Origin of the sequence: Pseudomonas sp. FP603, assembly GCF_030687415.1 — a bacterium.
In the GTDB taxonomy this organism is placed as follows: Bacteria; Pseudomonadota; Gammaproteobacteria; order Pseudomonadales; family Pseudomonadaceae; genus Aquipseudomonas; species Aquipseudomonas wuhanensis.
Window position 1 is genome coordinate 6,406,549 of record NZ_CP117431.1, and the last position, 23,273, is coordinate 6,429,821.

The window sequence follows — 23,273 nt, forward strand, 5'->3', positions numbered from 1 at the left end:
GTCAAAACCTCCGTGTATCAAAGAATGACCGAGTGTAGTAGTCCAAGGCGCTGCTTAGCTACCTCGCTGGCATCGGGACTACACAGTCATTGGTAAACATCCGTCGGAAAAAGCCGCCAACTCATCCATCGACAGCCGATAGAGCTGACAGACATGTCCGCCGCAACGTGGATAATGGCCAAACGACAGCTTTTTTCGCGAACCAGACGGTACATTTCGTTGCGCAAAATGTAACCAGCATTTGCTACACGCCCGCTGCACCGGGATAATGCGCACCACTCGGCGTTAAGCGCCACGTAAGGTCAGCCGCGCTTTTTTGCGACTCACCGCGTCAAAAGGAAGCCCGCAGGGGCGGGATGAATGTCTGTGATCAACTTCAACATCGCCCAATGGCGCGCGTGGGCCCCTGGGCTTGAAAGCGTGGATGATTGGCAGGCCTGGAGCCGACAACCGGTCGTGCTCGAGCCCAGCGATGCCGCCCCCGATGTGTCGTTTCTACCGGCCATGCAGCGTCGGCGACTCAGCCGTCTGGCGCGGATGGCGTTCAGCGTCGGCTGGCCTTTGGCTGAAGGTCGCCAGGACCTACCGTTGGTCTTTATTTCCCGCCACGGCGAAACCCCGCGCACTTTCGAAATTCTCAGCGATCTGGCGACTGACCAACCGTTGTCGCCCACTCAGTTCAGTCTGTCGGTGCATAACGCGGTCATCGGCCTGTGGTCGATCATGCGCGGCGAAACCAGCGAAATGACCGCCCTCGCCGCGGCTGGCGATGGCCTTGAACACGGCATGCTAGAAGCGGCGGCGCTGCTTGAGGAAGGGGCGCCCGCGGTACTGCTGGTGGTGACCGAAGAGCAACCGCCCGCGGCCTACTCGGCCTGGATCGACGATGTGCCATTCCCTTATGCGGTCGGCCTGTTGATTACGCCCGGCAATCAGTGGCAGCTCTCGCTGAACAGCACCTCGCAAGCGTTGTCCAAACCCCACTGGCCCCATGCCCTGAATCTGTTGCGTACCCTGCTCGGCCAGCAGACTACCTGCCAACATGCCTGGAAAAATCGTGTATGGACCTGGCAACGCAACCCGTAACCGATAAAAACCGCGACGCCTATTACTGGCGTCTGCTGGCCACTGCCGCAAGCTTCACCCTGTTCGGGTTGGGCGGGCTTTGCCTGCGACTGGTGGTGTTCCCATTATTGAGCTGCTTGCCGGGAGACGCCCAGGCCCATCGTCAGCGGGCACGACAGACCGTCAGCCGGTGTTTCTGGTTTTTCATTCGTTTCATGGCTCGCAGTGGCGTGCTCACCTATGACATTCAGGGAGCGGAAAAACTCGGACGGCCAGGCCAGATGATCGTTGCCAATCACCCCTCGCTGATCGATGTGGTGTTTTTGATCGGCCTGGTGGGCCACGCCAACTGCGTGGTCAAAAAAAGCCTCTGGGAAAATCCGTTCACCCGCGGTCCGCTACGCCGTACCGATTACATCAGCAACGACGGCAGCATGGATATGCTCGACGCCGCTGCCGACGCACTGAAAAGCGGTCAGACCCTGATCATTTTCCCCGAGGGCACCCGGACCCAACCCGGCAAGCCGCCGGCCTTTCATCGGGGGGCGGCGGCAATCGCCCTGCGCGGTGCGAGAATCCTCACCCCGGTGATCATCAAGGTCAGTCCGACCACATTGACCAAGGCCGAACCCTGGTATCGGATCCCTAAACGCCGCGTGCACTTCAGTTTCCGCGTCGGGGCCGATATAGATCCACAGGCCTTCGCTTCGCAAGGGCCTGCACCTCAGGCCTCGCGCAAGCTCAATGATTATTTGCACCATTACTTTATTAAGGAGCTCGCCGAAGATGAGCGATCTACACCGTGAAATTAAAGAACTGATCATTGACGCCCTGGGCCTCGAAGACATCAGCGTCGACGACATCGGCGATGACCAGCCACTGTTCGGCGAAGGCCTGGGCCTGGACTCGGTGGATGCGCTGGAGCTCGGCCTGGCGATCCAGAAAAAGTACGGCATCAAAATCGATGCCGACGCCAAGGACACCCGCAATCACTTCACCAACGTGGCGAGCCTTGCGGCGTTCGTCACTGCAAAACAGGCAGCTTGAGACCGGACCATGCAAACTCGTGACGATATTTTCAATACCCTGCGCGATGCTCTGGTCGAACTCTTCGAGCTGGAGCCCGAGCGCATCAGTCTGGGGTCCAACCTGTATCAGGATCTGGAAATCGACAGCATCGATGCAGTCGACCTGATCGATCACATCAAACGCCAGACAGGCAAGAAAATCGCCGCCGAAGAATTCAAATCGGTGCGTACCGTCAGCGACGTGGTCGAGGCGGTCTACCGTCTGGTTCAACCGGCCGCATGAGCCGATTGATCGGCCTTGGCCTGCTGCTGGCGGGCCTGCTGTACCCCTTTGCGGTGTATTTCGGCATGGAGCACTTTGCCCCATGGCAGTTCGGTCTGCTGCTGGGTAGCCTGTGGCTGGCGCGGGCGCTGACTGGCGAGCGGCGACCTGGCAGCCTGTGGATGGCCGCGGCCGCTATCGCGTTCTGCCTGCTGCTGGCAGTGTTCAACAGCCCGGTGCTGCTGCGCTGGTACCCGGTGCTGATCAGCGCGTTCATGCTGGTGCTGTTCGGTCTTAGTCTGAAATATGGCCCGCCGATGGTCGAACGCCTGGCCCGACTGCGAGAACCGGAATTACCACCCAGGGCCATTCGCTACACCCGCCAGGTGACGATTGCCTGGAGTGTGTTTTTTCTCTGCAACGGTTTGTGCGCCGCCGCCCTGACTCTTTGGGCGCCGCTGAGCTGGTGGATGTTGTACACCGGCCTGATCTCCTATGGATTGATCGGCCTGATGTTTGCCATTGAATGGCTGATACGACAACGGGTACGAGGCCACCCATGAATTGGATAACACTTGAGCAACTGTTGCTCAAGGCTCAGCCGGAGCGTGCCGTGACGGCCGAACCGGCGTTGAATCATGCGCAATTGTGCGAACAGGCCCTGAGCCTGGCTGCCGGCCTGCAAGCTCAGGGAGTGCAGCGCATCGCCGTGCACCTTGAAGACGCCGCCGACCTGGCCATTGCCCTGCTCGGCGCCTGGCGGGCCGGGGTCAGCGTACTGTTGCCCGCCGACCTGCAAGCGCAGACTCGCCAGCGCTGGTCGACCGAAGTCGATCTGTGGCTGACCGATCAGGCCGACGATGCGCACCTGAGCGATTATCGGCATTCACCGCTGCCGGCCAGCCCGCTGGATCTGGATCGCTGTCAGCTGAGCCTGTGCACCTCCGGCTCCAGTGGCGAACCCAAGCGCATCGACAAAACCCTGCGCCAACTGGCCAATGAAGTCGAAGCGCTGGAGCACCTGTGGGGCGCGGATCTGGGCAAGGCCTGCATCATCGGCAGCGTCGCCACTCAACACATCTACGGGTTGCTGTTTCGGGTGCTGTGGCCGCTGTGCGCCGGGCGCTCCTTCGTGCGTAAACAACTGGCCTTCCCGGAAGACCTGCAGCGCGCCAGCCGCGAACATCCCGCCTTCGCCTGGGTCGCCAGCCCGGCGCTGCTCAAGCGCATGGGCGACAATCTCGATTGGCCAGCGCTGAGCGCGGTGCGCCGAGTGTTTTCTTCCGGTGGCGCGTTGCCCGCCGAAGCAGCGCAAAGCCTGCAAGAGCGCCTGCAACAATGGCCGACGGAGATCCTCGGCAGTTCGGAAACCGGCGGCATCGCCTGGCGTCAGGGCCAGAATCTCTGGCAGCCATTCGCCGACGTGGCGCTGAGCCAGGACAGCGATGGCGCCCTGCTTATCGCGTCACCGTACTTGCCAGCCGGCCATATCGAACACACCGCCGATGCCGCGCGCATCGCCGCCGACGGCCGTTTCGAGCTGTTGGGACGGCTGGACCGAATCGTCAAACTGGAAGAAAAACGTATCTCTCTACCGATGCTCGAACAAGCGCTGATGGCTCACGACTGGGTCGCCGAAGCGCGCCTCGGTGTGGTTCAGGAAAACCGCGCTTCATTGGGGGCACTGCTGGTACTCAGCGAACAAGGCCTGTATGCCTTGCGCAATCAGGGTCGACGCAGCCTCACTCAAGCCTTGCGTCAGCATCTGAGTCAGCATTGTGAAACGCTGGCCCTGCCACGCCGCTGGCGCTTGTTGCGGCAGCTGCCGCTGAACTCCCAGGGCAAATTGCCTCAGGCCGAGGTCGAAGCCTTGCTGCTGGCGCCCCGCCCAAAGGCGCCGCAAATACTGGAGCAGCTCGAAGTCGATGGCGAGTGGAGCCTGCAACTGGCCGTCCCGCCGGACCTGGCGTATTTCAGCGGGCACTTTCCCCGAGCGCCAGTATTGCCCGGCGTGGTGCAGGTGGATTGGGCATTGAGCCTGGGCCAGCAATTGATGGACCTGCCGGCAAAATTCGCCGGTATGGAAGTCTTGAAATTTCAGCAACTGGTGCGCCCCGGCGATGAAGTCCAATTGCACCTGCGCTTCGACTCGGCGCGCAGTAAATTGTATTTCGCCTATCGCAATGAAGCCGCCACCTGCTCCAGCGGGCGGATTTTGCTGGAGGCTGCCAGCGATGCATAACCTGTGGCGAGGGAGCTTGCTCCCGCTGGGCTGCGAAGCGGCCCCAAAATCAACCGACGCAGACTTCATTGCGAGCGCTTCGCACTCGAACGGGAGCAAGCTCCCTCGCCACAGTAAGCGCCTTCACAACAAGAGTGCTGGGGAGGTTGCTGACCATGCATAACCCCTGCGCCGTAATCCCGGTCTACAACCACGAAACCGCAATCACCGCCGTGGTCGATGCGCTGCTGGCTTGCGGCCTGCCGTGCATTCTGGTGGACGATGCCAGCAGTCCTGCCTGTGCCAAGGTGCTTGACCGACTGGCCCTGCGTGACCGGGTTTACCTGATCAGGCTCACCGTCAATCAGGGCAAGGGCGGCGCAGTGATGACCGGTCTGCGCGAGGCTTCGCGCCTGGGCTTCAGCCATGCCTTGCAGGTAGACGCCGACGGCCAGCACGACCTGCAGGACGTCAAAGTCTTCATCGAATACTCACGCAACCATCCCGAAGCGGTGATCTGCGGCTATCCGCAATACGACGCCAGCGTGCCGAAAGGCCGTTTGTACGCCCGCTACCTGACGCACGTGATGGTCTGGATCAACACCCTGTCGTTGCAGATTCGCGACTCGATGTGCGGCTTTCGCGTTTATCCATTGCCGCCGACCCTGGCACTGATCGACTCGGCCAGGATCGGCAAACGCATGGATTTCGACTCCGACATTCTGGTGCGCCTGGCCTGGCGCAATCAGCCGATGCAATGGCTGAAAACCCGGGTCCATTACCCTCTGGATGGCGTCTCGCATTTTCGCCTGTTCCACGACAATGTACTGATTTCGAGCATGCACACCCGGCTGTTCTTCGGCATGTTGCTGCGGGCGCCGGTGATCCTCTGGCGACGGTGGCGAGCATGAGCGACAACGCAGACAAACAGCACTGGGCCGACCGCCAGGAGCGTGGCAGCTTCTGGCTGATGAAGTTCACCGCGCTCTGCGCAAAAGTCTTGGGCCGTCGGTTGTTGAGCCCGTTGCTGTACGGCATCGTGCTGTACTTTTTCCTGTTCGGACGCAGCGCCCGCCAAAGCGCCTGGCAATACCAGCAGCGGCTCGCTGACTGGAGCGCTCGCACTGAGTTGCGGCCGACCCATTGGCGGGTGTTCGGCCAGTTCATGGCCTTCGCCGACTCCATGCTCGACAAACTCGATGTGTGGAACGGCAAGCTGAGCATCGATCAAATCGAAATCATCGACCCGGCGCTGCTGCGCAATAAACTGCGCGGCACACGCGGGCAAATGCTGGTGGGCGCGCACCTGGGCAATCTCGAGGTCTGCCGGGCGCTGGCCGAGATCGGCGAGAAAGTCACCATGAACGTGCTGGTGCACACCAAGCACGCCGAACAATTCAACCGTCTGCTGGGCGAAGCCGGGGCGACCAATCTGCGGCTGATTCAGGTCAGCGAGCTGGACCCGGTGATCATGCTGCAACTGCATGAACGCCTGGAGCGCGGCGAATGGCTGGCGATTGCCGGCGACCGCGTGCCGCTGCATGGCGGGCGCAGCGTGACAGTGGACTTTCTCGGCCATCAGGCAGCCTTCCCCCAAGGCCCTTGGTTGCTGGCCGGTCTGCTGAAATGCCCGATCAACCTGATGCTGTGCCTGAAGAAACCCACGGGCGACTATCGACTGACCCTCGAACCGTTCGCCGACGCCATCGTGTGGAAACGCAGCGACCGCGAACAGGTCATTCATCAGTGGGCCTCCCGCTACGCCGAACGCCTGGGTCACTATTGCCTCGAAGCGCCCCAACAATGGTTCAACTTTTACCCTTTCTGGAAGACCGATGACGACGCCAACGCTTGAGCCGGTAACCTTCGGCGAACTCCCTTTGCGCATCGAAGACGTGCTGGCCCTGGCCAACCGTCAGGTGCCGACGCAGTTGCAGGGCGACCCCGAGTTTCGCCAGCGCATCGCCAAGGGCCCGCAGTTCCTTGATTCCCTGCTGGACAAGGAAGGCGTGATCTATGGCGTGACCACCGGTTATGGCGATTCCTGTGTGGTGGCAGTGCCGCTGCACCACGTCGAAGCCCTGCCCCGTCATCTGTATACCTTCCACGGTTGCGGCCTGGGCAAATTGCTCGACGCCCAAGCCACCCGCGCGGTGCTGGCGGCGCGTTTGCAGTCGCTTTGCCAGGGCGTTTCCGGGGTACGCGTGGAGCTGCTGGAACGTCTTCAAGCCTTCCTCGAACACGACATCCTGCCGCTGATTCCGGAAGAGGGTTCGGTGGGCGCCAGCGGTGATCTGACGCCGCTGTCCTACGTCGCCGCGACCTTGTCCGGCGAGCGCGAAGTGATGTTCCGTGGTGAACGCCGACAAGCCGCCGATGTGCACAGCGAACTGGGCTGGGAACCGCTGGTATTGCGCCCCAAAGAAGCACTGGCGCTGATGAACGGCACCGCCGTGATGACCGGCCTCGCGTGCCTGGCTTACGCCCGCGCCGATTACCTGCTGCAACTGGCCACCCGCATCACCGCGCTGAACGTGGTCGCGTTGCAAGGCAACCCGGAGCACTTCGACGAGCGGCTGTTCGCCGCCAAACCCCATCCAGGGCAGATGCAAGTCGCCGCGTGGCTGCGTAAGGATCTGGCGATCGATGCGCCGACCGCGCCGCTGCATCGCCTGCAAGACCGTTACTCCCTGCGTTGCGCGCCGCACGTGCTCGGTGTATTGGCCGACAGCCTGAACTGGCTGCGCTCGTTCATCGAGATCGAACTCAACAGCGCCAACGACAACCCGATCATCGACGCCGAAGCCGAACGCGTGCTGCACGGCGGGCACTTCTACGGCGGCCACATCGCCTTCGCGATGGACAGCCTGAAAAACCTGGTGGCCAACGTCGCCGACTTGCTCGACCGTCAGCTCGCGCTGCTGGTGGACGAGCGTTACAACCATGGTTTGCCGAGCAACCTGTCTGGCGCCACCGCCGACCGCGCGATGCTCAACCACGGCTTCAAGGCCGTGCAGATCGGCACCAGCGCCTGGACCGCCGAAGCCCTGAAAAACACCATGCCGGCCAGCGTTTTTTCGCGCTCCACCGAGTGCCACAACCAGGACAAAGTCAGCATGGGCACCATCGCCGCCCGCGACGCCATCCGCGTGCTGGAGCTGACCGAACAGGTCGCTGCCGCCACGCTGCTGGCCGCCAACCAGGGCGTCTGGCTGCGCGGCCAGGCTGAAGACGCGCGGCCACTGCCACCAGCACTGGCCGCGATGCACGAAGAACTGGCCAGGGACTTCCCGCCGGTCATCGAAGATCGCGCCCTGGAAGGCGAATTGCGCCTGTGCCTGCAACGTATCGCCGAGCAACACTGGAGGCTGCATGCGTAGCAAGGGAGTGCTTCACACCGACACGGAAATCCTCGTACCGTTCTTTGACGTCGACACCATGAACGTGGTCTGGCACGGCCATTACGTCAAATACCTGGAAGTCGCCCGCTGTGCGCTGCTGGACAGGATCGGCCACAACTACGACGCCATGGTTGCGTCAGGTTACGCCTGGCCGGTGATCGACTTGCAGCTGCGCTATGTGCGCGGCGCCGTGTTCGGCCAGAAGCTGAACGTGCGCGCCAGCCTGGTGGAATGGGAGAACCGACTGAAGATCAATTACCTGATCAGCGACCTTGCAACCGGCGAACGTTTTACCCGCGCTGTTTCAGTGCAGGTCGCCGTCGACATGAGCAGCCGCGAAATGCAGTTGGCTTCACCGAAGGTGTTTACCGACGCGGTTGAAAGGGTGCTGCCATGAATTCGCTTCTCAAATGCCTTGGCGCTTTAGCGCTGCTCGGGCTTTCATCGTTGGCGCAAGCCTTCGATCTGCAGCAACTCAGTGATCAGCTGGCCAAACCCGATGTGATCCACGGCAACTTCATCCAGGAAAAACACCTGCGTGCCCTGCCCCAGCCGCTGACCAGCAAGGGCACCTTCGTTTTGGCGAAGAATCACGGCCTGCTCTGGCTGCTGAAAACGCCACTGCAACAGGACTACCGCATCAGCGAAAAAGGCATTGCCCGGCGTGATGCCAGCGGCTGGCAAATGCTGCCGAACAAGAGTGCCGGCGCCGAACAGAACCGCTTGTTCCTCGCGGTGCTGCAAGGCGACAGCAGCGGCCTGCAACGGGATTTCGAGCTTTCGCTGAGCGGCGACGCACAGAACTGGAAACTGACCCTGACCCCGCGTTCGATGCTGCTCAAGCAGGTGTTCAATCAGATCAACATTGACGGCGGCGAACTGGTGCACAGCATCGAGCTGCTCGAAACCCAGGGTGACCGAACCCTGTTGCGCATGCAGGACAGCACCCGCTTACAACCTTTGAGCGATGCGGAGCAACATGACTTTGCCGAGTGAACGGATGCTGCCGCGGCTGTTTCTGATCCTGCTGCTAGCGGTGCTCGCACTCGCCGGCTGGCAATGGCGTGACAATGCACCGCTGTCGGCCAACCTGATGGAACTGGTGCCAGGCACCGCACCAGACGCCTTGGAACTGCGCGCCGAACAACGCATGCAAGAACCGCTGAACCGGGAAATGCTGGTGCTGGTCGGCCATAAAGACCGCCAGCAAGCCATCGCCATGGCGCAAAAACTCGGTGAGCAGTGGCAGGCCAGCGGCGTGTTCGAAAAGGTCAAGTGGAACCTGCAGGCCGACTTGCCGGCGCTGCGCGCACAATTACTGCAAGGCCGACTGGCGATGCTGTCCGTGGCCGACCGACAGCAACTCATTGAGCACCCCGACGCCTTTATTCAGCAACGGGTACAAGCCCTGTTCGACCCGTTCACCGGCTTCAGCCTGGTGCCGAGCCAGGATGACTGGCTCGGCCTGACCGGGCGCATCCAGAACAGCCAGCCGCAACACGGCTCGGTGCAACTGGACATCGGCAGCGGTGCGCTGGTCGCCGATGCCGATGGCAAGAGCTGGGTGATGCTGCGGGCGCGAACCGCCGGCAACGCGTTCGACATGAACCTGCCGCTGCAAGTGGCTGACCTGCTCCAGCACAGTCGCGAAGAAGCCGCCCGTTCGGATGTGCAACTGCTCGCCGCCAGCGGCCTGCTGTATGCCGCCAGCGGTCAACGACAAGCCGCGCGCGAGATCACCTGGGTCGGCGGCGGCGCCACCGTGGGGATTCTGTTGCTGCTGTTGCTGGCCTTCCGGCGTTGGCGGGTGTTGCTGGCATTCGTCCCGGTGCTGGTGGGCATGCTGTTCGGCGCGGTGGCCTGCGTAGCATTGTTCGGTCAGATGCATGTGATGACGCTGGTGCTGGGCTCAAGCCTGATCGGCGTGGCAGTGGACTACCCGCTGCATTACCTGTCCAAAAGCTGGAGCCTGAAACCCTGGCACAGCTGGCCGGCGTTACGCCTGACCCTGCCGGGGCTGACGCTGAGCCTGATCACCAGTTGCATTGGCTACCTGGCCCTGGCCTGGACGCCGTTCCCGGCCCTGACCCAAATTGCTGTGTTCTCCGCCGCTGGCCTGCTTGGCGCCTACCTGTCGGCAGTGTGCCTGTTGCCGGCGCTGCTCAAGGGCGTGGATCTACGTCCGGCGCAATGGCCGCTGCGCATCGCCGAGAAGTTGCTGGAGCTGCGTGAATCGCTGCTGAAATACTTGCGCACGCCGGTGCTGCTAGCGCTGCTGATCGCCTTCTGTGTCGGCGGTCTGTTGCAGTTGCAGAGCAAAAACGACATTCGCCAATGGATCGGCACGCCGCAGCAACTGACAGACGAAGCCCAGACCATCGCACGCATCACCGGCTATCAACCTACCAGCCAGTTCTTCCTGGTGCGCGCGGCCAATCAGCAGGAGTTGCTCGAACGCCTGACGGCACTGAGCGAGCGTCTGGATCAATTGGTCAATCTGGAAAAACTTCAGGGCTATCTGTCGCTCAATCAACTGGTCAGCCAGCCAAGCGAACAGCGCAAAGTGCGTGAAGCACTGAGCAAGCTGCCGCAGTTCTGGCAACCGTTGCTCGACCTCGGCGTGCCGGCCGCTGCGTTGCAGGCCGAGCTGGCAACGTTGCAGGCGCTGCCCACCGAAGACATCGACGCAGCGCTGGCCGGCCCATTGGCGGAACCCTACCGCACGCTGTGGCTGGGGCCGACCGATGACGGCGTGGCGGCGATGGTCAGCTTGCAAGGCTTGAACAATCCCACGCTGCTGCGGGTCCAGGCGCTGGACTTGCCGGGTGTGGAACTGGTGGATCGCCTCGGCGAACTGAACCAGGTTTTCGCCGCCACGCAAATCAGCGCCGCTGAATTGAAACTCGCCTCCTGCGTGTTGATCGTGCTGGTGCTGATCCTGCCATTCGGTTTCGGTGGCGCGCTGCGAATTGTCTCCCTGCCGTTGCTGGCGGCCCTGTGCAGTCTGGCAAGCCTTGGTTGGCTCGGTCAGCCGTTGACGCTGTTCAGCCTGTTCGGCCTGCTGCTGGTGACGGCGATCAGCGTCGATTACGCGATCCTCATGCGCGAACAAATCGGTGGTGCCGCGGCGAGCCTGCTGGGCACCTTGCTGGCAGCGGTGACCACTTGGTTGTCGTTTGGCCTGCTGGCGGTGTCCAGCACGCCGGCGGTGAGCAACTTCGGCCTGTCGGTGAGCCTCGGCCTGGCGTTCAGTTTCATTCTGGCGCCGTGGGCCGGACGCCAAGTCCACATCGCACCGATTACGGAGCCGGCAGCATGATGGTCGCCGCGTTCTGGGTGATGGCGCTGGTGTTGTTCGCCGTGGCCACCCGCGTCGGTCGTCATTTCGGTCTGATTCCGATCGTCAGCCAGTTGCTGCTGGCGACGTTCGGCCTGCCATTGCTGATGTACTTCTGGATCGAACCGGGCTGGCACCTCAGCGGTGCCGACCTGATCTCGCCGGACTGGCTGAAGAACCTCTACAGCCTGAGCTTTGCCTTGCTGCTGGGGCACATCCTCAGCGACGTGATCGACCTGCGCCTGGAACGTCAGAGTCTGAAAATCGCCCTGCCGAGTTTCTGCATTCCGTTTGCCTGCGGGCTGGCGACAGCGGTCTGGCTGTTGCCGCCGCAGCCGTGGATCAGCTCGCTGGCGGTCGGTCTGCTGTTCGCCATCACTGCGATTCCGGTGTTGTACCTGTACCTGCGACACATCAACTACCCGCCCGCTGCCACCCGACGCCTGGTGCAGACCGCGATCCTGATCGACCTGACCTGCTGGACCCTGTTCGCGTTCGCCCAGGGCAGCCTGCACCTGAGCAGCCTCTTGCTGCCGCTGGCCGGTGCCTGTCTGCCGTTGTTGCTGCGACTGGCCGGGTTGCGCCACCCCTTGCTGCACAGCGGCTGTTTCTTCGCGCTGCTGGTGGTCGCCGAACACTTCAAACTCAATGCGCTGATCTTCGGCATCGGCTATCTGCTGTGCATGGCCGCGCTCAAGGTGCCATTGGTGCTGCCGTTGTCGACGGCGTGGATGAGCCGTTTGCAGACCTGGATCGCCATCCCGCTGATCCTCACGTTCGGCATCGTGCAGATCAACGTGCACAGCGCCCTCGACAGTCTCGGCGCAGTGCAACTGGCCGCGCTCCTGCTGTTGCCGATCGCCAGCAAACTGATGGGCAACTGGCTGGGCCTCGGCTGGGCAGGCACCTCGTTTGAAGGTGCCAGCCGCTGGCGGGAAAGCCTTTTACTGAATATTCGTGGCTTGAGCGAGATCGTCTTCCTCAACCTGCTGCTGCAACAACAGCTCATCAGCCCGGCGCTGTATTTCGCGCTGATGTTGATGGGCCTGATCGCAACCCTGCTGCCGGCACTGGCCGGCATGCACCGAACCCCTTTGAACATCGCCGCCCCGGCAAGGAGCACCCGTGCCAACAGTTGAAATGGAACGTCGTCAGGTACTGGTAATCGGCGCCGGCCCCTCGGGCGCCATCGCCGCCGCGCTGCTCAAGCGTAAAGGTCATGATGTGCTGATGATCGAGCGCCAGCATTTCCCACGGTTTTCCATCGGTGAAAGCCTGCTGTCCCACTGCCTGGATTTCGTCGAAGAAGCTGGCATGCTCGAGGCAGTCAATGCTGCCGGTTTCCAGCGCAAAAACGGGGCGGCATTCGCTTGGGGCGATCAGTACAGCGCCTTCGATTTCGGCGATACGTTCAGCAACGGCAAGCCGACGACGTTCCAGGTCCAACGCGCCGACTTCGACAAGCTGCTGGCCGATCAGGCTGAGTTTCAGGGTGTCGATGTCCGTTACGGCGAAGCCATCGTCAGCGCCGATTTCAGCCTGCCTAAACCGCAGCTCGACGTGCTTCGCGAAGACGGTAGCCAATACCGCGTCGAGGCGGACTTTGTGCTCGATGCCAGCGGCTACGGTCGCGTGCTGCCACGCTTGCTGGACCTTGAAGCACCGTCGAACTTCCCGGTGCGCCAAGCCGTGTTCACCCATGTCGAAGACTGTATCGACAACCCGGCTTTCGACCGGGAGAAAATCCTCATCACCACCCATCCGACCCAGCGTGATATCTGGTTCTGGACCATCCCGTTCAGCAACGGCCGTTGCTCGGTGGGCGTAGTGGCGGCCGCCGAACACTTCGAAGGCCGCACCGACAATCTGGACGACTGCCTGCGCGGCTTCATTGCTGAAACCCCAAGCCTGGCCGGTGTGCTGAACAATGCCGTATGGGATACACCCGCGCGGACCATCGGCGGCTATTCGGCCAACGTCAAAACCCTGCACGGTCCCGGTTTCGCCCTATTGGGCAATGCGGCGGAATTTCTCGACCCGGTATTCTCCTCCGGCGTGACCATCGCCATGCGTTCGGCGAGCATGGCCGCCGGGGTGCTGCACCGCCAACTGCAAGGTGAAAGCGTCGATTGGCAGACCGAGTTCGCCGAACCGCTCAAGCGCGGCGTCGACACCTTCCGTTGCTACGTTGAAGGCTGGTACGCGGGGACCTTTCAGGACGTGATTTTCTATCAGGGCGGTACAGCGGAAATCCGCCGCATGATCAGCTCGATCCTCGCGGGTTACGCCTGGGATGAACGCAACCCGTTCGTCAGCGAACCCAAACGTCGACTGCGGATGATCTCGGACCTTTGTGCACAGGATCCGACATGAGTTATTTGAGCGACAACTACGTCGAAGAAACCCGTTTTGGTTTCTGGTTCCTGCGCAGTCACACCTGGCAGCACCATGTATTGCGAGTGGCGATCAATGATTTGCGCAACCTGTTCAGCGCGCCATTGCCCGCCAACCCGGTATTGCTGGATGCCGGTTGCGGCCAGGGCAAGTCGTTCCAGTACCTGCGCCAGACCTTCGCGCCTCGGCGCCTGATCGGGCTGGATGCCGACCCTCACAGCCTGAACCTGAGCGGCGAAGAAGCAGCCCGCCAGGGCATGGATGTAGAGCTGCTCGGCAGTGACTGCGCAAGCATCAAAGTGCCGGACGCCAGCGTCGATCTGCTGTTCTGTCACCAGACCTTCCATCACCTTGTCGAGCAGGATCAGGCCCTGGCCGAGTTCTATCGAGTGCTCAAGCCGGGCGGCTATTTGCTGTTCGCCGAGTCCACCGAGGCTTACATTGATACATGGGTAATTCGCTGGTTGTTCCGCCATCCGATGCATGTGCAAAAGAGCGCCGCCGGCTACCTGGACATGATTCGTCGGCAGGGTTTTGAATTCGGCCCGCAGAACGTGTCTTACCCTTACTTGTGGTGGAGTCGCGCCAAGGATTTCGGCCTGCTCGAACGCTTCGGCTTGCGCCAGCCAAAACCTTTTGGCCAACGGGAAGAAACCCTGGTCAACGTAGTCGCGCGCAAGCCCCTTGAAGGGTGTGTCTGATGATCCGTTTCCTGCTTCTGGGTTGTGTCCTGTTGCTGAGCGCCTGCGCCAGCCAGGCACCGCTGCCCGAGCGAACCCCGAACCTGGCATTGCCGCTGCAACTGCACATTGAACGTCAGATGGCCGAGCAACGTCAGGACTGGCTGCTGGTGATCCAGCGTGAAGGCCCTGGCATTCGCTGGTCGATGATGGACCCTTTGGGGATTCCCGTGGCACGGCAGAAACTGATCGATGGCCAGTGGCAGGCCGACGGCCTGCTGCCGCCCAATCCGGAAGCCCGGGAATTGTTCGCCGCTTTGTTGTTTGCATTGACTCCTGAAGTCCAGTTGCTTGGCAACTACCCCGACGCCCGCCAGCATGACGGGCAACGGTCGTTATCACCGCGCTGGAACATCCGCTATTCACAACCACTGAGCTTTGAATTGAACGTGTCCCAAGGCCCGCACTATCGCATCACTCCGTTAGGTGAGCACACGCCATGACGGCTTATCTGAACGCCCTCGGGGTGATCTGCGCCCTGGGCCGCAACAAGCAGGAAGTCGCCCGCAACCTGTTTGCCGGCGATTGCTCGGGCATGCGCAGCGAGGCCGGCTGGGTGGCGGAGCGCTCGTTGCCAGTGGCGGCGGTGCGCGGCGAGCTGGCACCGATTCCGGCTGAGCTGACGCATCAAAGCAGCCGCAACAATCAATTGCTGCTGGAGGCTGCGCTGCAAATTCGCGAAGACATCGAGCAAGCGATCCAGACCTACGGCCGCGACCGTATCGGCGTCATCCTGGGCACCAGCACCTCGGGCATTCACGAGGCCAGCAGCGGTCTGGCCCATTACATCCGTGAGCATCAGTTCCCTGCCGATTATGACTATCAGCAACAGGAACTCGGCGCGCCGGCGACGTTTCTCGCCGACTGGCTGCAATTGAGCGGCCCGGCCTATGTGATTTCCACCGCCTGCACCTCCAGCGCCCGTGCGCTGATGAGCGCCCAACGATTGCTCGACCTGGGCATGTGCGACGCCGTGTTGTGCGGCGGTGTCGACAGCTTGTGCAAGCTGACCCTCAACGGTTTCTCGGCCCTGGAAGCGGTGTCCGAACAGCGCTGCAATCCGTTTTCAGCCAACCGCAACGGCATCAATATCGGCGAAGCGGCGGTGCTGTTTCTGATGAGCAAAAGCGCCGGTAACAGCCAATCGATTGCCCTGCTGGGCAGTGGTGCCAGCTCCGATGCACACCATATTTCCGCGCCGGAACCGACCGGCCGTGGCGCCCTGCAAGCGATGCGCAAAGCCTTGAGCCGCGCAGGCCTGCAACCGCAGCAGATCGCTTATCTGAACCTGCACGGCACCGCCACGCAACACAACGACGCCATGGAAAGCCTGGCGGTGACGACGCTATTCCCGCAAGGCGTGCCCTGCTCGTCGACCAAACCGATGACCGGCCATACCCTCGGCGCTGCCGGTGCCCTGGAAGCGGCGTTCTGCTGGTTGAGCCTGAGCGCAGACAACCGCGAGCACGCCCTGCCGCCCCACGTCTGGGACGGCCAGCCCGACCCCGAATTGCCGGCCCTGCATTGGGTGACCCCGACTGACCACCTGACGTCCATTGCACCTCGCTACCTGATGAGCAACTCCTTTGCCTTTGGTGGCAATAACGTCAGCCTGATTATCGGAGACGCCCCATGATGACCTGGCCGCTCGCCGAACTGCTGCCGCATGCCGGCGACATGATCCTCATCGAGCAGATCCTGTCGTTCGATGACGAGCAGATTCACACCCGACTCACCGTCAAACCCGGCGGCCTGTTCAATCGCCCCGACGGCAGCCTGCCAGCCTGGGTCGGCATCGAGCTGATGGCCCAGAGCGTCGCCGCGTACGCCGGCTGCCATGCGCGCCAGAAAGGCAATGCGGTGGAGTTGGGTTTCCTGCTCGGCACCCGTAAATTCGAATGCAACGTGGAACACTTCCCCGCGGGTACAGAGTTGACCATCCATGGGATACGCTCGCTGGAAGACGACAATGGCATGGGCGTGTTCGAATGCCACCTCACCGCCCCCGGCATCCACGCCACCGCCCGGCTGAATGTGTTTCGCCCGCCTCAGGCCGCGCAATATCTTCATGAACCCCAAGGAGTCGAGTGATGACTGAATCCGTACTGGTCACCGGTTCCAGCCGTGGTATCGGCCGCGCCATCGCGTTGCGTCTGGCCCGGGCCGGGCATGACATCGTGCTGCACTGCCGCAGCGGTCTGGCGGACGCTATCGCGGTAAAGGCAGAAGTGGAAGCCTTGGGCCGCAACGCGCGTGTCCTGCAATTCGACGTGTCCGACCGCGCCAGCTGCAAAGCCATTCTCGAAGCCGACGTGGAAGCTCACGGCGCCTATTACGGCGTGGTGCTCAATGCCGGCCTGACCCGCGACGGGGCTTTTCCGGCCCTGAGCGAAGAGGATTGGGATTTGGTGATGCGCACCAATCTCGACGGTTTCTACAACGTGCTGCACCCGGTGATGATGCCGATGATCCGTCGTCGAGCCGCCGGGCGGATTGTCTGCATCACCTCTGTTTCGGGGTTGATCGGCAATCGCGGCCAGGTCAATTACAGCGCGTCCAAGGCCGGTTTGATCGGCGCAGCCAAGGCGCTGGCGATCGAACTGGGCAAGCGCAAAATCACTGTTAACTGTGTCGCACCCGGCCTGATCGATACGGCGATGCTCGATGAAAATGTGCCGGTGGAAGAACTGATGAAAATGATCCCCGCACAACGCATGGGCACCCCTGAAGAGGTGGCCGGTGCCGTGAATTTCCTGATGTCGGCGGAAGCGTCGTACATCACCCGGCAGGTTCTGGCCGTCAATGGAGGCCTGTGCTGATGAAGCGCGTCGTCGTCACCGGCATGGCCGGCATCACCTCACTGGGCAGCGATTGGGACACCATCGCCGGCAACTTCGCCGCCAACCGCAGCGGCATCCGCCGCATGGACGAGTGGGATCGTTTCACCGAGCTCAACACACGCCTGGCCGGGCCGATCGATGACTTCAAAGTGCCAAGCCACTGGACCCGCAAGCAACTGCGCAGCATGGGCCGCGTCTCGCGCCTGGCCGTGGGCGCGGCTGAACAGGCCCTGGCGGATGCCGGGCTGCTGGGTGACGAATCGATCAAGGACGGGCGCATGGGTGTTTCCTGCGGCTCGTCCACCGGCAGCACCGACGAGATCAAGGCGTTTGGCAAAATGCTGCTCAACTCAGTGGCCGAAGGCCTGAACGCCAACTCCTACGTGCGGATGATGCCGCACACCACAGCGGCGAATATCAGCATCTTCTTCGGCCTCACCGGCAGGCTGATCCCGACCTCCAGCGCCTGCACCAGCGGCAGCCAGGGCATCGGTTACGCCTATGAATCGATCAAGTTCGGTCGCCTGCCGCTGATGCTCGCCGGCGGCGCCGAAGAGCTGTGCCCGACCGAAGCCATGGTGTTCGATGCGCTCTACGCCACCAGCCTGAAAAACGATGCCCCGCAAACCAGCCCTCGCCCCTATGACACCGGCCGAGATGGCCTGGTGATCGGTGAAGGCGGCGGCATGCTGGTGCTCGAAGAGCTCGAACACGCCCTGGCACGTGGCGCACATATCCACGCCGAGATCGTCGGTTTCGGCAGCAACGCCGACGGTCAGCACGCCACCCGTCCGGAGCAGCTCACCATGCGCCGGGCCATGGAACTCGCCCTGGAAGACGCCGGACTGCAGCCTTCAGACATCGGCTATGTGAACGGTCATGGCACCGCGACAGAACAGGGCGACATTGCCGAAACACTGGCCACCAGCGCGTTGTTCGGCGAACACATGCCGATCAGTTCGCAGAAGAGTTTCCTCGGTCACACCCTGGGGGCCTGCGGCGCGCTGGAGTCCTGGTTCAGCATCGAAATGATGAACCGCGACCAGTACGTGCATACGTTCAACCTCGATGAGGTCGATCCGCAGTGCGGCAAGCTCGATTACCTGCGCGGTGAATTCCGGCAGATGAGTAACCAGTACGTGATGAACAACAATTTCGCTTTTGGTGGGGTCAACACCTCGTTGATTTTCCGCCGCTGGTCGTAATCGAATGACTCAGGGTCAAGGAGACCTCCATGCACTTCAAGAAACTCGCTGCCGCCACCCTGCTGATCTGCGCATTGCCGGGCATCAGCCAGGCCCGCGACACCGCGGTGTATCTGCCTTTTGACAAAGCAGTCGCCGAAGCAACCCGCGCCGGCAAAATCGATGGCAGCGTGAAATTCTACCTGGCAGGCAATACACCGACTGGCAACGTCACCGTACTCAGCGCGGGTGCCGTGACCAACAAGAAAACCAACGCCTTCAACAAGTCTGACGAAGTGGCCTGCGAATGGGTCGCGCAATCGGCAATCATCAGCCTGCACCAGGCAGCGAAGAGCGCCGGCGCCAACGCCGTGACCAACATCGTCAGCTTCTACAAGAAAAATGAGCGCAAGGATGCCAAGACCTATGAGTGCCACGCTGGGGCGCTTATGGCGGGGGTTGCGTTGAAAGGGGATTTGGCGAAGGTTCAGTAACACCAGAAACGACAAAGGGCGCCTTTCGGCGCCCTTTCACAAACAGGTCGGCTTGTCATTGCCATTTACCTGTCTGGCTCTGCGATGGCTGGTTGCCCAGGATCCTCAGAGTCTCACAAGCCCCTTTCGGGAACATCAGCAGTATTGCTTTAAATTGAACGCACGGCAACGGCTGGCAATTCGCCGGTCGAGCCACCTTTAGTGCCATCACAGACCAAGAGCGCTACGTACTGCGGCTTTGATTGCAAAAAACTCATCTATTGCAAGTTGTGAAATGAGATAAATACGCTTTCCCTGACGATCCCGGCTTTTGATCCGGTCCAGTCTGGAAAGACTTACCGTCGCAACCATGTCGCATTTTGCCCAGCAGATCGGACTGGCTCCGTGCAGATGACTCGCAAGCTTCAGATGATGATCAAGTACACAGTCCGGGGCGGTGGTGCTCAGGGGTACGACTGTCACCAACAAACTATTGGTCCTGTGTTTGCGTATTACGACAACAGGTCTGACCTTGATCATCTCAGGGACTTCATAACCCCTGAAGTCGCAAATCAGAACGCTGCCTTCCTTGGGTTGATATCGAAGTGACATCCATGGCACTCATCGAAAAAAAAACGATTCTGCGCAAGAATCGGGTAAATAACCAAGGCAGATCCGTAACCTGAAATGTCCCTCTTTCGGGCGCTCGCTGTCATGGTGTTAACGGTTCAACCTTACGCGTCAACAACTCCACAAACGCCTTGGCCATCGGCGACTTCTGATCCTTGCGCTGCACCAGCCACACCGCCGACACCGCTTCCGGATCGAGCAACGGGCGGTAGACCACGCCATCAATACGCATCCGCTGATACGACGCCGGCAACACCGACACCCCCAAACCTGCCGCCACCAATCCGATAATCGTCATCGCCTCGCCAGCCTCCTGGGCGAAGTGAGGGCTGAAGCCGGCATCTCGCGCCAGACTGAGTAATTGTGCGTACAGACCACTGCCATAACTGCGTGGGAAAAATACGAATGGTTCGAGCGCCAGAGCCGACAGAAACAAGCCTTCCTCGCTATCGGTCACTAAAGGGTGCTTGGAACTGAGCACCGCCACCAGTGGCTCGCGCATCAGTTCCACCACGCTGAGCGAATCCGGCAACCCCAGCGGTCGCATGATGCCGACTTCAATCGACTCATCAACCAGCGCATCAGCCACTTGGGTGCTGCTCATTTCCCGCAGGTGCAGATGCACCGCCGGAAAACGCTGGCGAAACGAAAAGATCGCCTGGGGGATGGTCGAGTTGAACGGCGCCGACGAGGTGAAGCCGATCTTCAACTCACCCAACTCTCCGAGTTGTGCCCGCCGCGCAACGTCCGCCGCTTTGTCGACCTGAGCCAGTACCAATCGCGCCTCTTCCAGAAACAGCCGACCGGCCTCGCTGAGTTCGACCCGACGATTGGTACGCTCGAAAAGCCGCGCACCGACCTCCTGCTCCAGCGCCTGAATCTGCTGGCTCAGGGGCGGTTGCGAGATGCCCAGCACCTGAGCGGCGCGGCCGAAATGCAGTTCTTCGGCGACGGCGATGAAGTAGCGCAGGTGGCGCAATTCCATGAAAACTCCATTAGGTCGTCAAACCTATCAAACAGGTCGAACAATATATTGGATTGAATCATTAGGCGGCTATATGATTTTTTCTTTGCCTGACCGGCTGCGCCCCTCCGAGGTCCGAAGTGAAAACTGCTGTCGCCCCACTCGCCCATGAAGTTCCGCCCACTGCGCTGGACGATGTCGTCGCCGAACTAAGCGAGATCTACATCGAAAAAGGCACGCCGATGTTCATGCGCACGGTGCTGGCGCTGTTCTCCGGCGGCTTCGCGACCTTTGCCCTGCTGTATTGCGTGCAGCCGATGATGCCGCTGCTGTCCCGCGAGTTTTCCATCAACGCGGCCCAGAGCAGCCTGATCCTGTCGGTCGCCACCGGTATGCTCGCCATCGGCTTGCTGATTACCGGTCCCATCTCTGATCGCATCGGGCGTAAGCCGGTGATGGTCGCCGCGCTGTTCGCCGCCGCTCTCTGCACCATGGCCAGCGCAATGATCCCGAGCTGGCAAGGCGTGCTGGTGATGCGGGCGCTGGTGGGGCTGTCGTTGAGCGGTCTGGCGGCGGTCGCAATGACTTACCTCAGCGAAGAAATCCATCCGCAGCACCTTGGTCTGGCCATGGGGTTATACATCGGAGGCAATGCCATCGGCGGCATGTGTGGACGGTTGATCGTCGGTGTATTGATCGACTTCGTCAGCTGGCACGCGGCGATGCTGGTCATCGGTGGCCTGGCGCTGATTGCCGCAGCGGTGTTCTGGAAGATCCTCCCGGAATCGCGCAACTTCCGTGCCCGTTCACTGCATCCGCGCAGCTTGCTGGACGGCTTCACCATGCACTTTCGCGACGCCGGTCTGCCGTTGTTGTTTGTCGAAGCTTTTGTGCTGATGGGCGCGTTCGTCACGCTGTTCAACTACATCGGTTATCGCTTGCTGGCCGAGCCGTATCGCATGGACCAGGCCTTCGTCGGGCTACTCTCAGTGGTGTACCTGTCGGGCATCTACAGCTCGGCGAAAATCGGCGCCCTGGCCGACCAACTCGGGCGGCGCAAAGTGCTCTGGGCAACCATTGTGGTCATGCTCGCGGGCATCGCCCTGACCATGTTCACGCCGTTACTGCTGGTGATTCTCGGCATGCTGATCTTTACCTTCGGCTTCTTCGGGGCGCATTCGGTGGCCAGTAGCTGGATTGGTCGGCGTGCGATCAAGGCCAGAGGACAGGCGTCGTCGCTGTACCTGTTCAGCTATTACGCCGGGTCGAGTATCGCGGGTACGGCGGGCGGAGTGGCCTGGCACTTGGGTGGCTGGAACGGGATCGGGTTGTTTATTGGTGGGTTGTTGGTGATTGCGCTGTTGGTGGCGTTGAAGCTGGCGAAGTTGCCGCCGTTGGAAAATTTGAAAGCGTGACGCACAACCCTGTGGGAGCGGGCTTGCCCGCGATAGCGATGGTCGGTCCAACACATGTGCTGTAAGAAATGACGCCATCGCGGGCAAGCCCGCTCCCACAATGAACTGCATCCACTTCTCATTTTCTGAACCACAAACAAAAACGCCCGGCATAAGCCGGGCGTTTTTTATCGGGTCACGATTACTCGTGATACTGCGCCGACAGTTCATGTACCGCACGCAGGAAGGCGCCAGCATGCTCCGGGTCGACTTCAGGCGTAATGCCGTGGCCGAGATTGAACACGTGGCCGCTGCCCTTGCCGTAGCTGGCGAGGATCCGGCCGACTTCGGTGCGGATGGCTTCTGGCTTGGCGTAAAGCACGGTCGGGTCCATGTTGCCTTGCAAGGCGACTTTGCTACCGACACGCTGGCGGGCTTCGCCAATGTCGCAAGTCCAATCCAGGCCCAACGCATCAGCGCCAGCGTCAGCGATGCTTTCCAGCCACAGGCCGCCATTCTTGGTAAACAGGATGACCGGAACCTTACGGCCTTCGTGTTCGCGGATCAGGCCGCTGACGATTTTGCGCATGTAGGCCAGGGAGAATTCCTGATAGGCCGCAGCGGAGAGATTGCCACCCCAAGTGTCGAAGATCTGCACCGCTTGCGCACCAGCCATGATCTGGCCGTTGAGGTAACTGGTAACCGACTGCGCAAGCTTGTCCAGCAACAGGTGCATGGCTTGCGGGTTGTCGTAGAGCATGGCCTTGGTCTTGCGGAAGTCTTTCGACGAACCGCCTTCGACCATGTAGGTGGCCAGGGTCCATGGGCTGCCGGAGAAGCCGATCAGCGGCACGCGGCCGTTCAGTTCGCGACGGATGGTGCTGACCGCGTCCATGACGTAGCCGAGATCTTTGTGCGGATCAGGAATCGGCAGGGCTTCGATGTCGGCCAGGGTGCTGACGACTTTCTTGAAACGCGGACCTTCACCGGTCTCGAAGTACAGGCCCTGGCCCATGGCGTCCGGGATGGTGAGGATGTCGGAGAACAGGATCGCCGCGTCCAGTTGCGGATAGCGGTCGAGCGGTTGCATCGTGACTTCGCAAGCGAACGCCGGGTTCATGCACAGGCTCATGAAGTCGCCGGCCTTGGCACGGCTGGCGCGGTATTCAGGCAGGTAGCGACCGGCCTGACGCATCATCCACACGGGGGTGACGTCTACGGGTTGCTTGAGCAGGGCGCGAAGGAAACGGTCGTTCTTCAGGGCAGTCATGTCGGCATCCGGAAAAAAAGTGCGGGCATTTTCTCAGAGCGCGACGCAAAAGGCACGGCAAGAGCCGTTC

The 23,273-nt window shown here is 61.3% G+C and carries 25 protein-coding genes; 22 read left to right on the forward strand and 3 right to left on the reverse strand.

What is annotated here, in order from left to right; translation table 11 throughout:
• The first annotated feature begins 360 nt into the window (after positions 1 to 360).
• From PSH65_RS29525 to PSH65_RS29625, 21 genes are all read left to right on the forward strand, one after another.
• The gene (locus tag PSH65_RS29525) at positions 361 to 1,086 is read left to right on the forward strand and encodes a beta-ketoacyl synthase chain length factor (protein ID WP_305424004.1); all 726 of its coding nucleotides are present in this window, start codon (positions 361 to 363) and stop codon (positions 1,084 to 1,086) included.
• Positions 1,062 to 1,871 carry a 1-acyl-sn-glycerol-3-phosphate acyltransferase gene (locus PSH65_RS29530; RefSeq protein ID WP_305424005.1) on the forward strand — a complete coding sequence of 270 codons (810 nt, stop codon included), beginning with the start codon at positions 1,062 to 1,064 and terminating at the stop codon, positions 1,869 to 1,871. The genes PSH65_RS29525 and PSH65_RS29530 overlap by 25 nt, the downstream gene beginning before the upstream one ends.
• Positions 1,852 to 2,112, forward strand: coding sequence for a phosphopantetheine-binding protein (locus PSH65_RS29535; protein ID WP_305424007.1), 261 nt, complete (start codon positions 1,852 to 1,854; stop codon positions 2,110 to 2,112). The genes PSH65_RS29530 and PSH65_RS29535 overlap by 20 nt, the downstream gene beginning before the upstream one ends.
• Positions 2,113 to 2,121: 9 nt before the next feature.
• The gene (locus PSH65_RS29540) at positions 2,122 to 2,376 is read left to right on the forward strand and encodes an acyl carrier protein (protein WP_007903178.1); all 255 of its coding nucleotides are present in this window, start codon (positions 2,122 to 2,124) and stop codon (positions 2,374 to 2,376) included.
• Complete coding sequence (locus PSH65_RS29545) at positions 2,373 to 2,918, forward strand: hypothetical protein (protein ID WP_305424009.1); 546 nt, start codon at positions 2,373 to 2,375, stop codon at positions 2,916 to 2,918. Before PSH65_RS29540 ends, PSH65_RS29545 begins: the two co-directional genes overlap by 4 nt.
• Entirely contained in the window at positions 2,915 to 4,597 is a 1,683-nt protein-coding gene (locus PSH65_RS29550) for an acyl-CoA synthetase family protein (RefSeq protein ID WP_305424011.1), read from the forward strand. The genes PSH65_RS29545 and PSH65_RS29550 overlap by 4 nt, the downstream gene beginning before the upstream one ends.
• Positions 4,598 to 4,752: 155 nt before the next feature.
• Positions 4,753 to 5,487 carry a glycosyltransferase family 2 protein gene (locus tag PSH65_RS29555; RefSeq protein WP_305424012.1) on the forward strand — a complete coding sequence of 245 codons (735 nt, stop codon included), beginning with the start codon at positions 4,753 to 4,755 and terminating at the stop codon, positions 5,485 to 5,487.
• Positions 5,484 to 6,431: a glycosyl transferase gene (locus tag PSH65_RS29560; protein ID WP_305424014.1), complete on the forward strand. Its 948-nt coding sequence runs from the start codon at positions 5,484 to 5,486 to the stop codon at positions 6,429 to 6,431. Before PSH65_RS29555 ends, PSH65_RS29560 begins: the two co-directional genes overlap by 4 nt.
• On the forward strand, positions 6,412 to 7,956 hold the full coding sequence (hutH, locus tag PSH65_RS29565; protein ID WP_305424015.1) for a histidine ammonia-lyase: 1,545 nt from the start codon (positions 6,412 to 6,414) through the stop codon (positions 7,954 to 7,956). Before PSH65_RS29560 ends, hutH begins: the two co-directional genes overlap by 20 nt.
• Complete coding sequence (locus PSH65_RS29570) at positions 7,949 to 8,374, forward strand: thioesterase family protein (RefSeq protein WP_305424017.1); 426 nt, start codon at positions 7,949 to 7,951, stop codon at positions 8,372 to 8,374. The genes hutH and PSH65_RS29570 overlap by 8 nt, the downstream gene beginning before the upstream one ends.
• Positions 8,371 to 8,973 (forward strand): outer membrane lipoprotein carrier protein LolA, encoded by a 603-nt coding sequence (locus PSH65_RS29575; RefSeq protein ID WP_305424019.1) that lies wholly within the window; start codon positions 8,371 to 8,373, stop codon positions 8,971 to 8,973. The genes PSH65_RS29570 and PSH65_RS29575 overlap by 4 nt, the downstream gene beginning before the upstream one ends.
• Entirely contained in the window at positions 8,957 to 11,296 is a 2,340-nt protein-coding gene (locus PSH65_RS29580; protein WP_305424020.1) for an MMPL family transporter, read from the forward strand. The genes PSH65_RS29575 and PSH65_RS29580 overlap by 17 nt, the downstream gene beginning before the upstream one ends.
• Positions 11,293 to 12,453, forward strand: a complete 1,161-nt coding sequence (locus tag PSH65_RS29585; protein ID WP_305424021.1) for a sodium:proton antiporter — start codon at positions 11,293 to 11,295, stop codon at positions 12,451 to 12,453. The genes PSH65_RS29580 and PSH65_RS29585 overlap by 4 nt, the downstream gene beginning before the upstream one ends.
• On the forward strand, positions 12,440 to 13,687 hold the full coding sequence (locus tag PSH65_RS29590; RefSeq protein WP_305424023.1) for an NAD(P)/FAD-dependent oxidoreductase: 1,248 nt from the start codon (positions 12,440 to 12,442) through the stop codon (positions 13,685 to 13,687). The genes PSH65_RS29585 and PSH65_RS29590 overlap by 14 nt, the downstream gene beginning before the upstream one ends.
• Positions 13,684 to 14,409: a class I SAM-dependent methyltransferase gene (locus PSH65_RS29595; RefSeq protein WP_305424025.1), complete on the forward strand. Its 726-nt coding sequence runs from the start codon at positions 13,684 to 13,686 to the stop codon at positions 14,407 to 14,409. Before PSH65_RS29590 ends, PSH65_RS29595 begins: the two co-directional genes overlap by 4 nt.
• Complete coding sequence (locus tag PSH65_RS29600) at positions 14,409 to 14,891, forward strand: hypothetical protein (protein ID WP_305424027.1); 483 nt, start codon at positions 14,409 to 14,411, stop codon at positions 14,889 to 14,891. The genes PSH65_RS29595 and PSH65_RS29600 overlap by 1 nt, the downstream gene beginning before the upstream one ends.
• Complete coding sequence (locus PSH65_RS29605) at positions 14,888 to 16,084, forward strand: beta-ketoacyl-[acyl-carrier-protein] synthase family protein (protein WP_305424029.1); 1,197 nt, start codon at positions 14,888 to 14,890, stop codon at positions 16,082 to 16,084. The genes PSH65_RS29600 and PSH65_RS29605 overlap by 4 nt, the downstream gene beginning before the upstream one ends.
• Entirely contained in the window at positions 16,081 to 16,539 is a 459-nt protein-coding gene (locus PSH65_RS29610; RefSeq protein ID WP_305424030.1) for a hotdog family protein, read from the forward strand. Before PSH65_RS29605 ends, PSH65_RS29610 begins: the two co-directional genes overlap by 4 nt.
• The gene (fabG, locus tag PSH65_RS29615) at positions 16,539 to 17,267 is read left to right on the forward strand and encodes a 3-oxoacyl-ACP reductase FabG (RefSeq protein ID WP_305424032.1); all 729 of its coding nucleotides are present in this window, start codon (positions 16,539 to 16,541) and stop codon (positions 17,265 to 17,267) included. Before PSH65_RS29610 ends, fabG begins: the two co-directional genes overlap by 1 nt.
• The gene (locus PSH65_RS29620) at positions 17,267 to 18,493 is read left to right on the forward strand and encodes a beta-ketoacyl-ACP synthase (protein WP_305424033.1); all 1,227 of its coding nucleotides are present in this window, start codon (positions 17,267 to 17,269) and stop codon (positions 18,491 to 18,493) included. The genes fabG and PSH65_RS29620 overlap by 1 nt, the downstream gene beginning before the upstream one ends.
• A 29-nt stretch (positions 18,494 to 18,522) precedes the next feature.
• Entirely contained in the window at positions 18,523 to 18,966 is a 444-nt protein-coding gene (locus PSH65_RS29625) for an excinuclease (RefSeq protein ID WP_305424034.1), read from the forward strand.
• A 207-nt stretch (positions 18,967 to 19,173) separates the two neighbouring features.
• On the opposite strand, the gene PSH65_RS29630 is transcribed toward PSH65_RS29625, so the two are convergent.
• Entirely contained in the window at positions 19,174 to 19,557 is a 384-nt protein-coding gene (locus PSH65_RS29630) for a type II toxin-antitoxin system PemK/MazF family toxin (protein ID WP_348529747.1), read from the reverse strand.
• Positions 19,558 to 19,657: 100 nt separating this feature from the next.
• On the reverse strand, positions 19,658 to 20,560 hold the full coding sequence (locus PSH65_RS29635; RefSeq protein ID WP_305424035.1) for a LysR family transcriptional regulator: 903 nt from the start codon (positions 20,558 to 20,560) through the stop codon (positions 19,658 to 19,660).
• Positions 20,561 to 20,727: 167 nt separating this feature from the next.
• On the opposite strand from PSH65_RS29635, the gene PSH65_RS29640 reads away from it, so the two are divergent.
• Positions 20,728 to 21,954, forward strand: a complete 1,227-nt coding sequence (locus tag PSH65_RS29640) for an MFS transporter (protein ID WP_370694723.1) — start codon at positions 20,728 to 20,730, stop codon at positions 21,952 to 21,954.
• A gap of 181 nt (positions 21,955 to 22,135) precedes the next feature.
• Here the strand turns inward: PSH65_RS29640 and hemE are convergent, their stop codons facing one another.
• A complete protein-coding gene (gene hemE / locus PSH65_RS29645) occupies positions 22,136 to 23,203 on the reverse strand; it encodes a uroporphyrinogen decarboxylase (protein WP_305424037.1) in 1,068 nt (355 codons plus the stop codon).
• Between the last annotated feature and the right edge of the window lie 70 nt (positions 23,204 to 23,273).

Bases quoted from the DNA above. Each gene is read 5' to 3' on its own strand.
- PSH65_RS29560 (WP_305424014.1), top strand. From the start codon at position 5,484: ATGAGCGACAACGCAGACAAACAGCACTGGGCCGACCGCCAGGAGCGT.
- fabG (WP_305424032.1), top strand. From the start codon at position 16,539: ATGACTGAATCCGTACTGGTCACCGGTTCCAGCCGTGGTATCGGCCGC.
- PSH65_RS29555 (WP_305424012.1), top strand. From the start codon at position 4,753: ATGCATAACCCCTGCGCCGTAATCCCGGTCTACAACCACGAAACCGCA.
- PSH65_RS29585 (WP_305424021.1), top strand. From the start codon at position 11,293: ATGATGGTCGCCGCGTTCTGGGTGATGGCGCTGGTGTTGTTCGCCGTG.
- PSH65_RS29540 (WP_007903178.1), top strand. From the start codon at position 2,122: ATGCAAACTCGTGACGATATTTTCAATACCCTGCGCGATGCTCTGGTC.
- PSH65_RS29545 (WP_305424009.1), top strand. From the start codon at position 2,373: ATGAGCCGATTGATCGGCCTTGGCCTGCTGCTGGCGGGCCTGCTGTAC.
- hemE (WP_305424037.1), bottom strand. From the start codon at position 23,203: ATGACTGCCCTGAAGAACGACCGTTTCCTTCGCGCCCTGCTCAAGCAA.
- PSH65_RS29600 (WP_305424027.1), top strand. From the start codon at position 14,409: ATGATCCGTTTCCTGCTTCTGGGTTGTGTCCTGTTGCTGAGCGCCTGC.
- hutH (WP_305424015.1), top strand. From the start codon at position 6,412: ATGACGACGCCAACGCTTGAGCCGGTAACCTTCGGCGAACTCCCTTTG.
- PSH65_RS29570 (WP_305424017.1), top strand. From the start codon at position 7,949: ATGCGTAGCAAGGGAGTGCTTCACACCGACACGGAAATCCTCGTACCG.
- PSH65_RS29610 (WP_305424030.1), top strand. From the start codon at position 16,081: ATGATGACCTGGCCGCTCGCCGAACTGCTGCCGCATGCCGGCGACATG.
- PSH65_RS29550 (WP_305424011.1), top strand. From the start codon at position 2,915: ATGAATTGGATAACACTTGAGCAACTGTTGCTCAAGGCTCAGCCGGAG.
- PSH65_RS29530 (WP_305424005.1), top strand. From the start codon at position 1,062: ATGGACCTGGCAACGCAACCCGTAACCGATAAAAACCGCGACGCCTAT.
- PSH65_RS29605 (WP_305424029.1), top strand. From the start codon at position 14,888: ATGACGGCTTATCTGAACGCCCTCGGGGTGATCTGCGCCCTGGGCCGC.
- PSH65_RS29575 (WP_305424019.1), top strand. From the start codon at position 8,371: ATGAATTCGCTTCTCAAATGCCTTGGCGCTTTAGCGCTGCTCGGGCTT.
- PSH65_RS29525 (WP_305424004.1), top strand. From the start codon at position 361: ATGTCTGTGATCAACTTCAACATCGCCCAATGGCGCGCGTGGGCCCCT.
- PSH65_RS29625 (WP_305424034.1), top strand. From the start codon at position 18,523: ATGCACTTCAAGAAACTCGCTGCCGCCACCCTGCTGATCTGCGCATTG.
- PSH65_RS29535 (WP_305424007.1), top strand. From the start codon at position 1,852: ATGAGCGATCTACACCGTGAAATTAAAGAACTGATCATTGACGCCCTG.
- PSH65_RS29580 (WP_305424020.1), top strand. From the start codon at position 8,957: ATGACTTTGCCGAGTGAACGGATGCTGCCGCGGCTGTTTCTGATCCTG.
- PSH65_RS29595 (WP_305424025.1), top strand. From the start codon at position 13,684: ATGAGTTATTTGAGCGACAACTACGTCGAAGAAACCCGTTTTGGTTTC.
- PSH65_RS29635 (WP_305424035.1), bottom strand. From the start codon at position 20,560: ATGGAATTGCGCCACCTGCGCTACTTCATCGCCGTCGCCGAAGAACTG.
- PSH65_RS29620 (WP_305424033.1), top strand. From the start codon at position 17,267: ATGAAGCGCGTCGTCGTCACCGGCATGGCCGGCATCACCTCACTGGGC.
- PSH65_RS29630 (WP_348529747.1), bottom strand. From the start codon at position 19,557: ATGTCACTTCGATATCAACCCAAGGAAGGCAGCGTTCTGATTTGCGAC.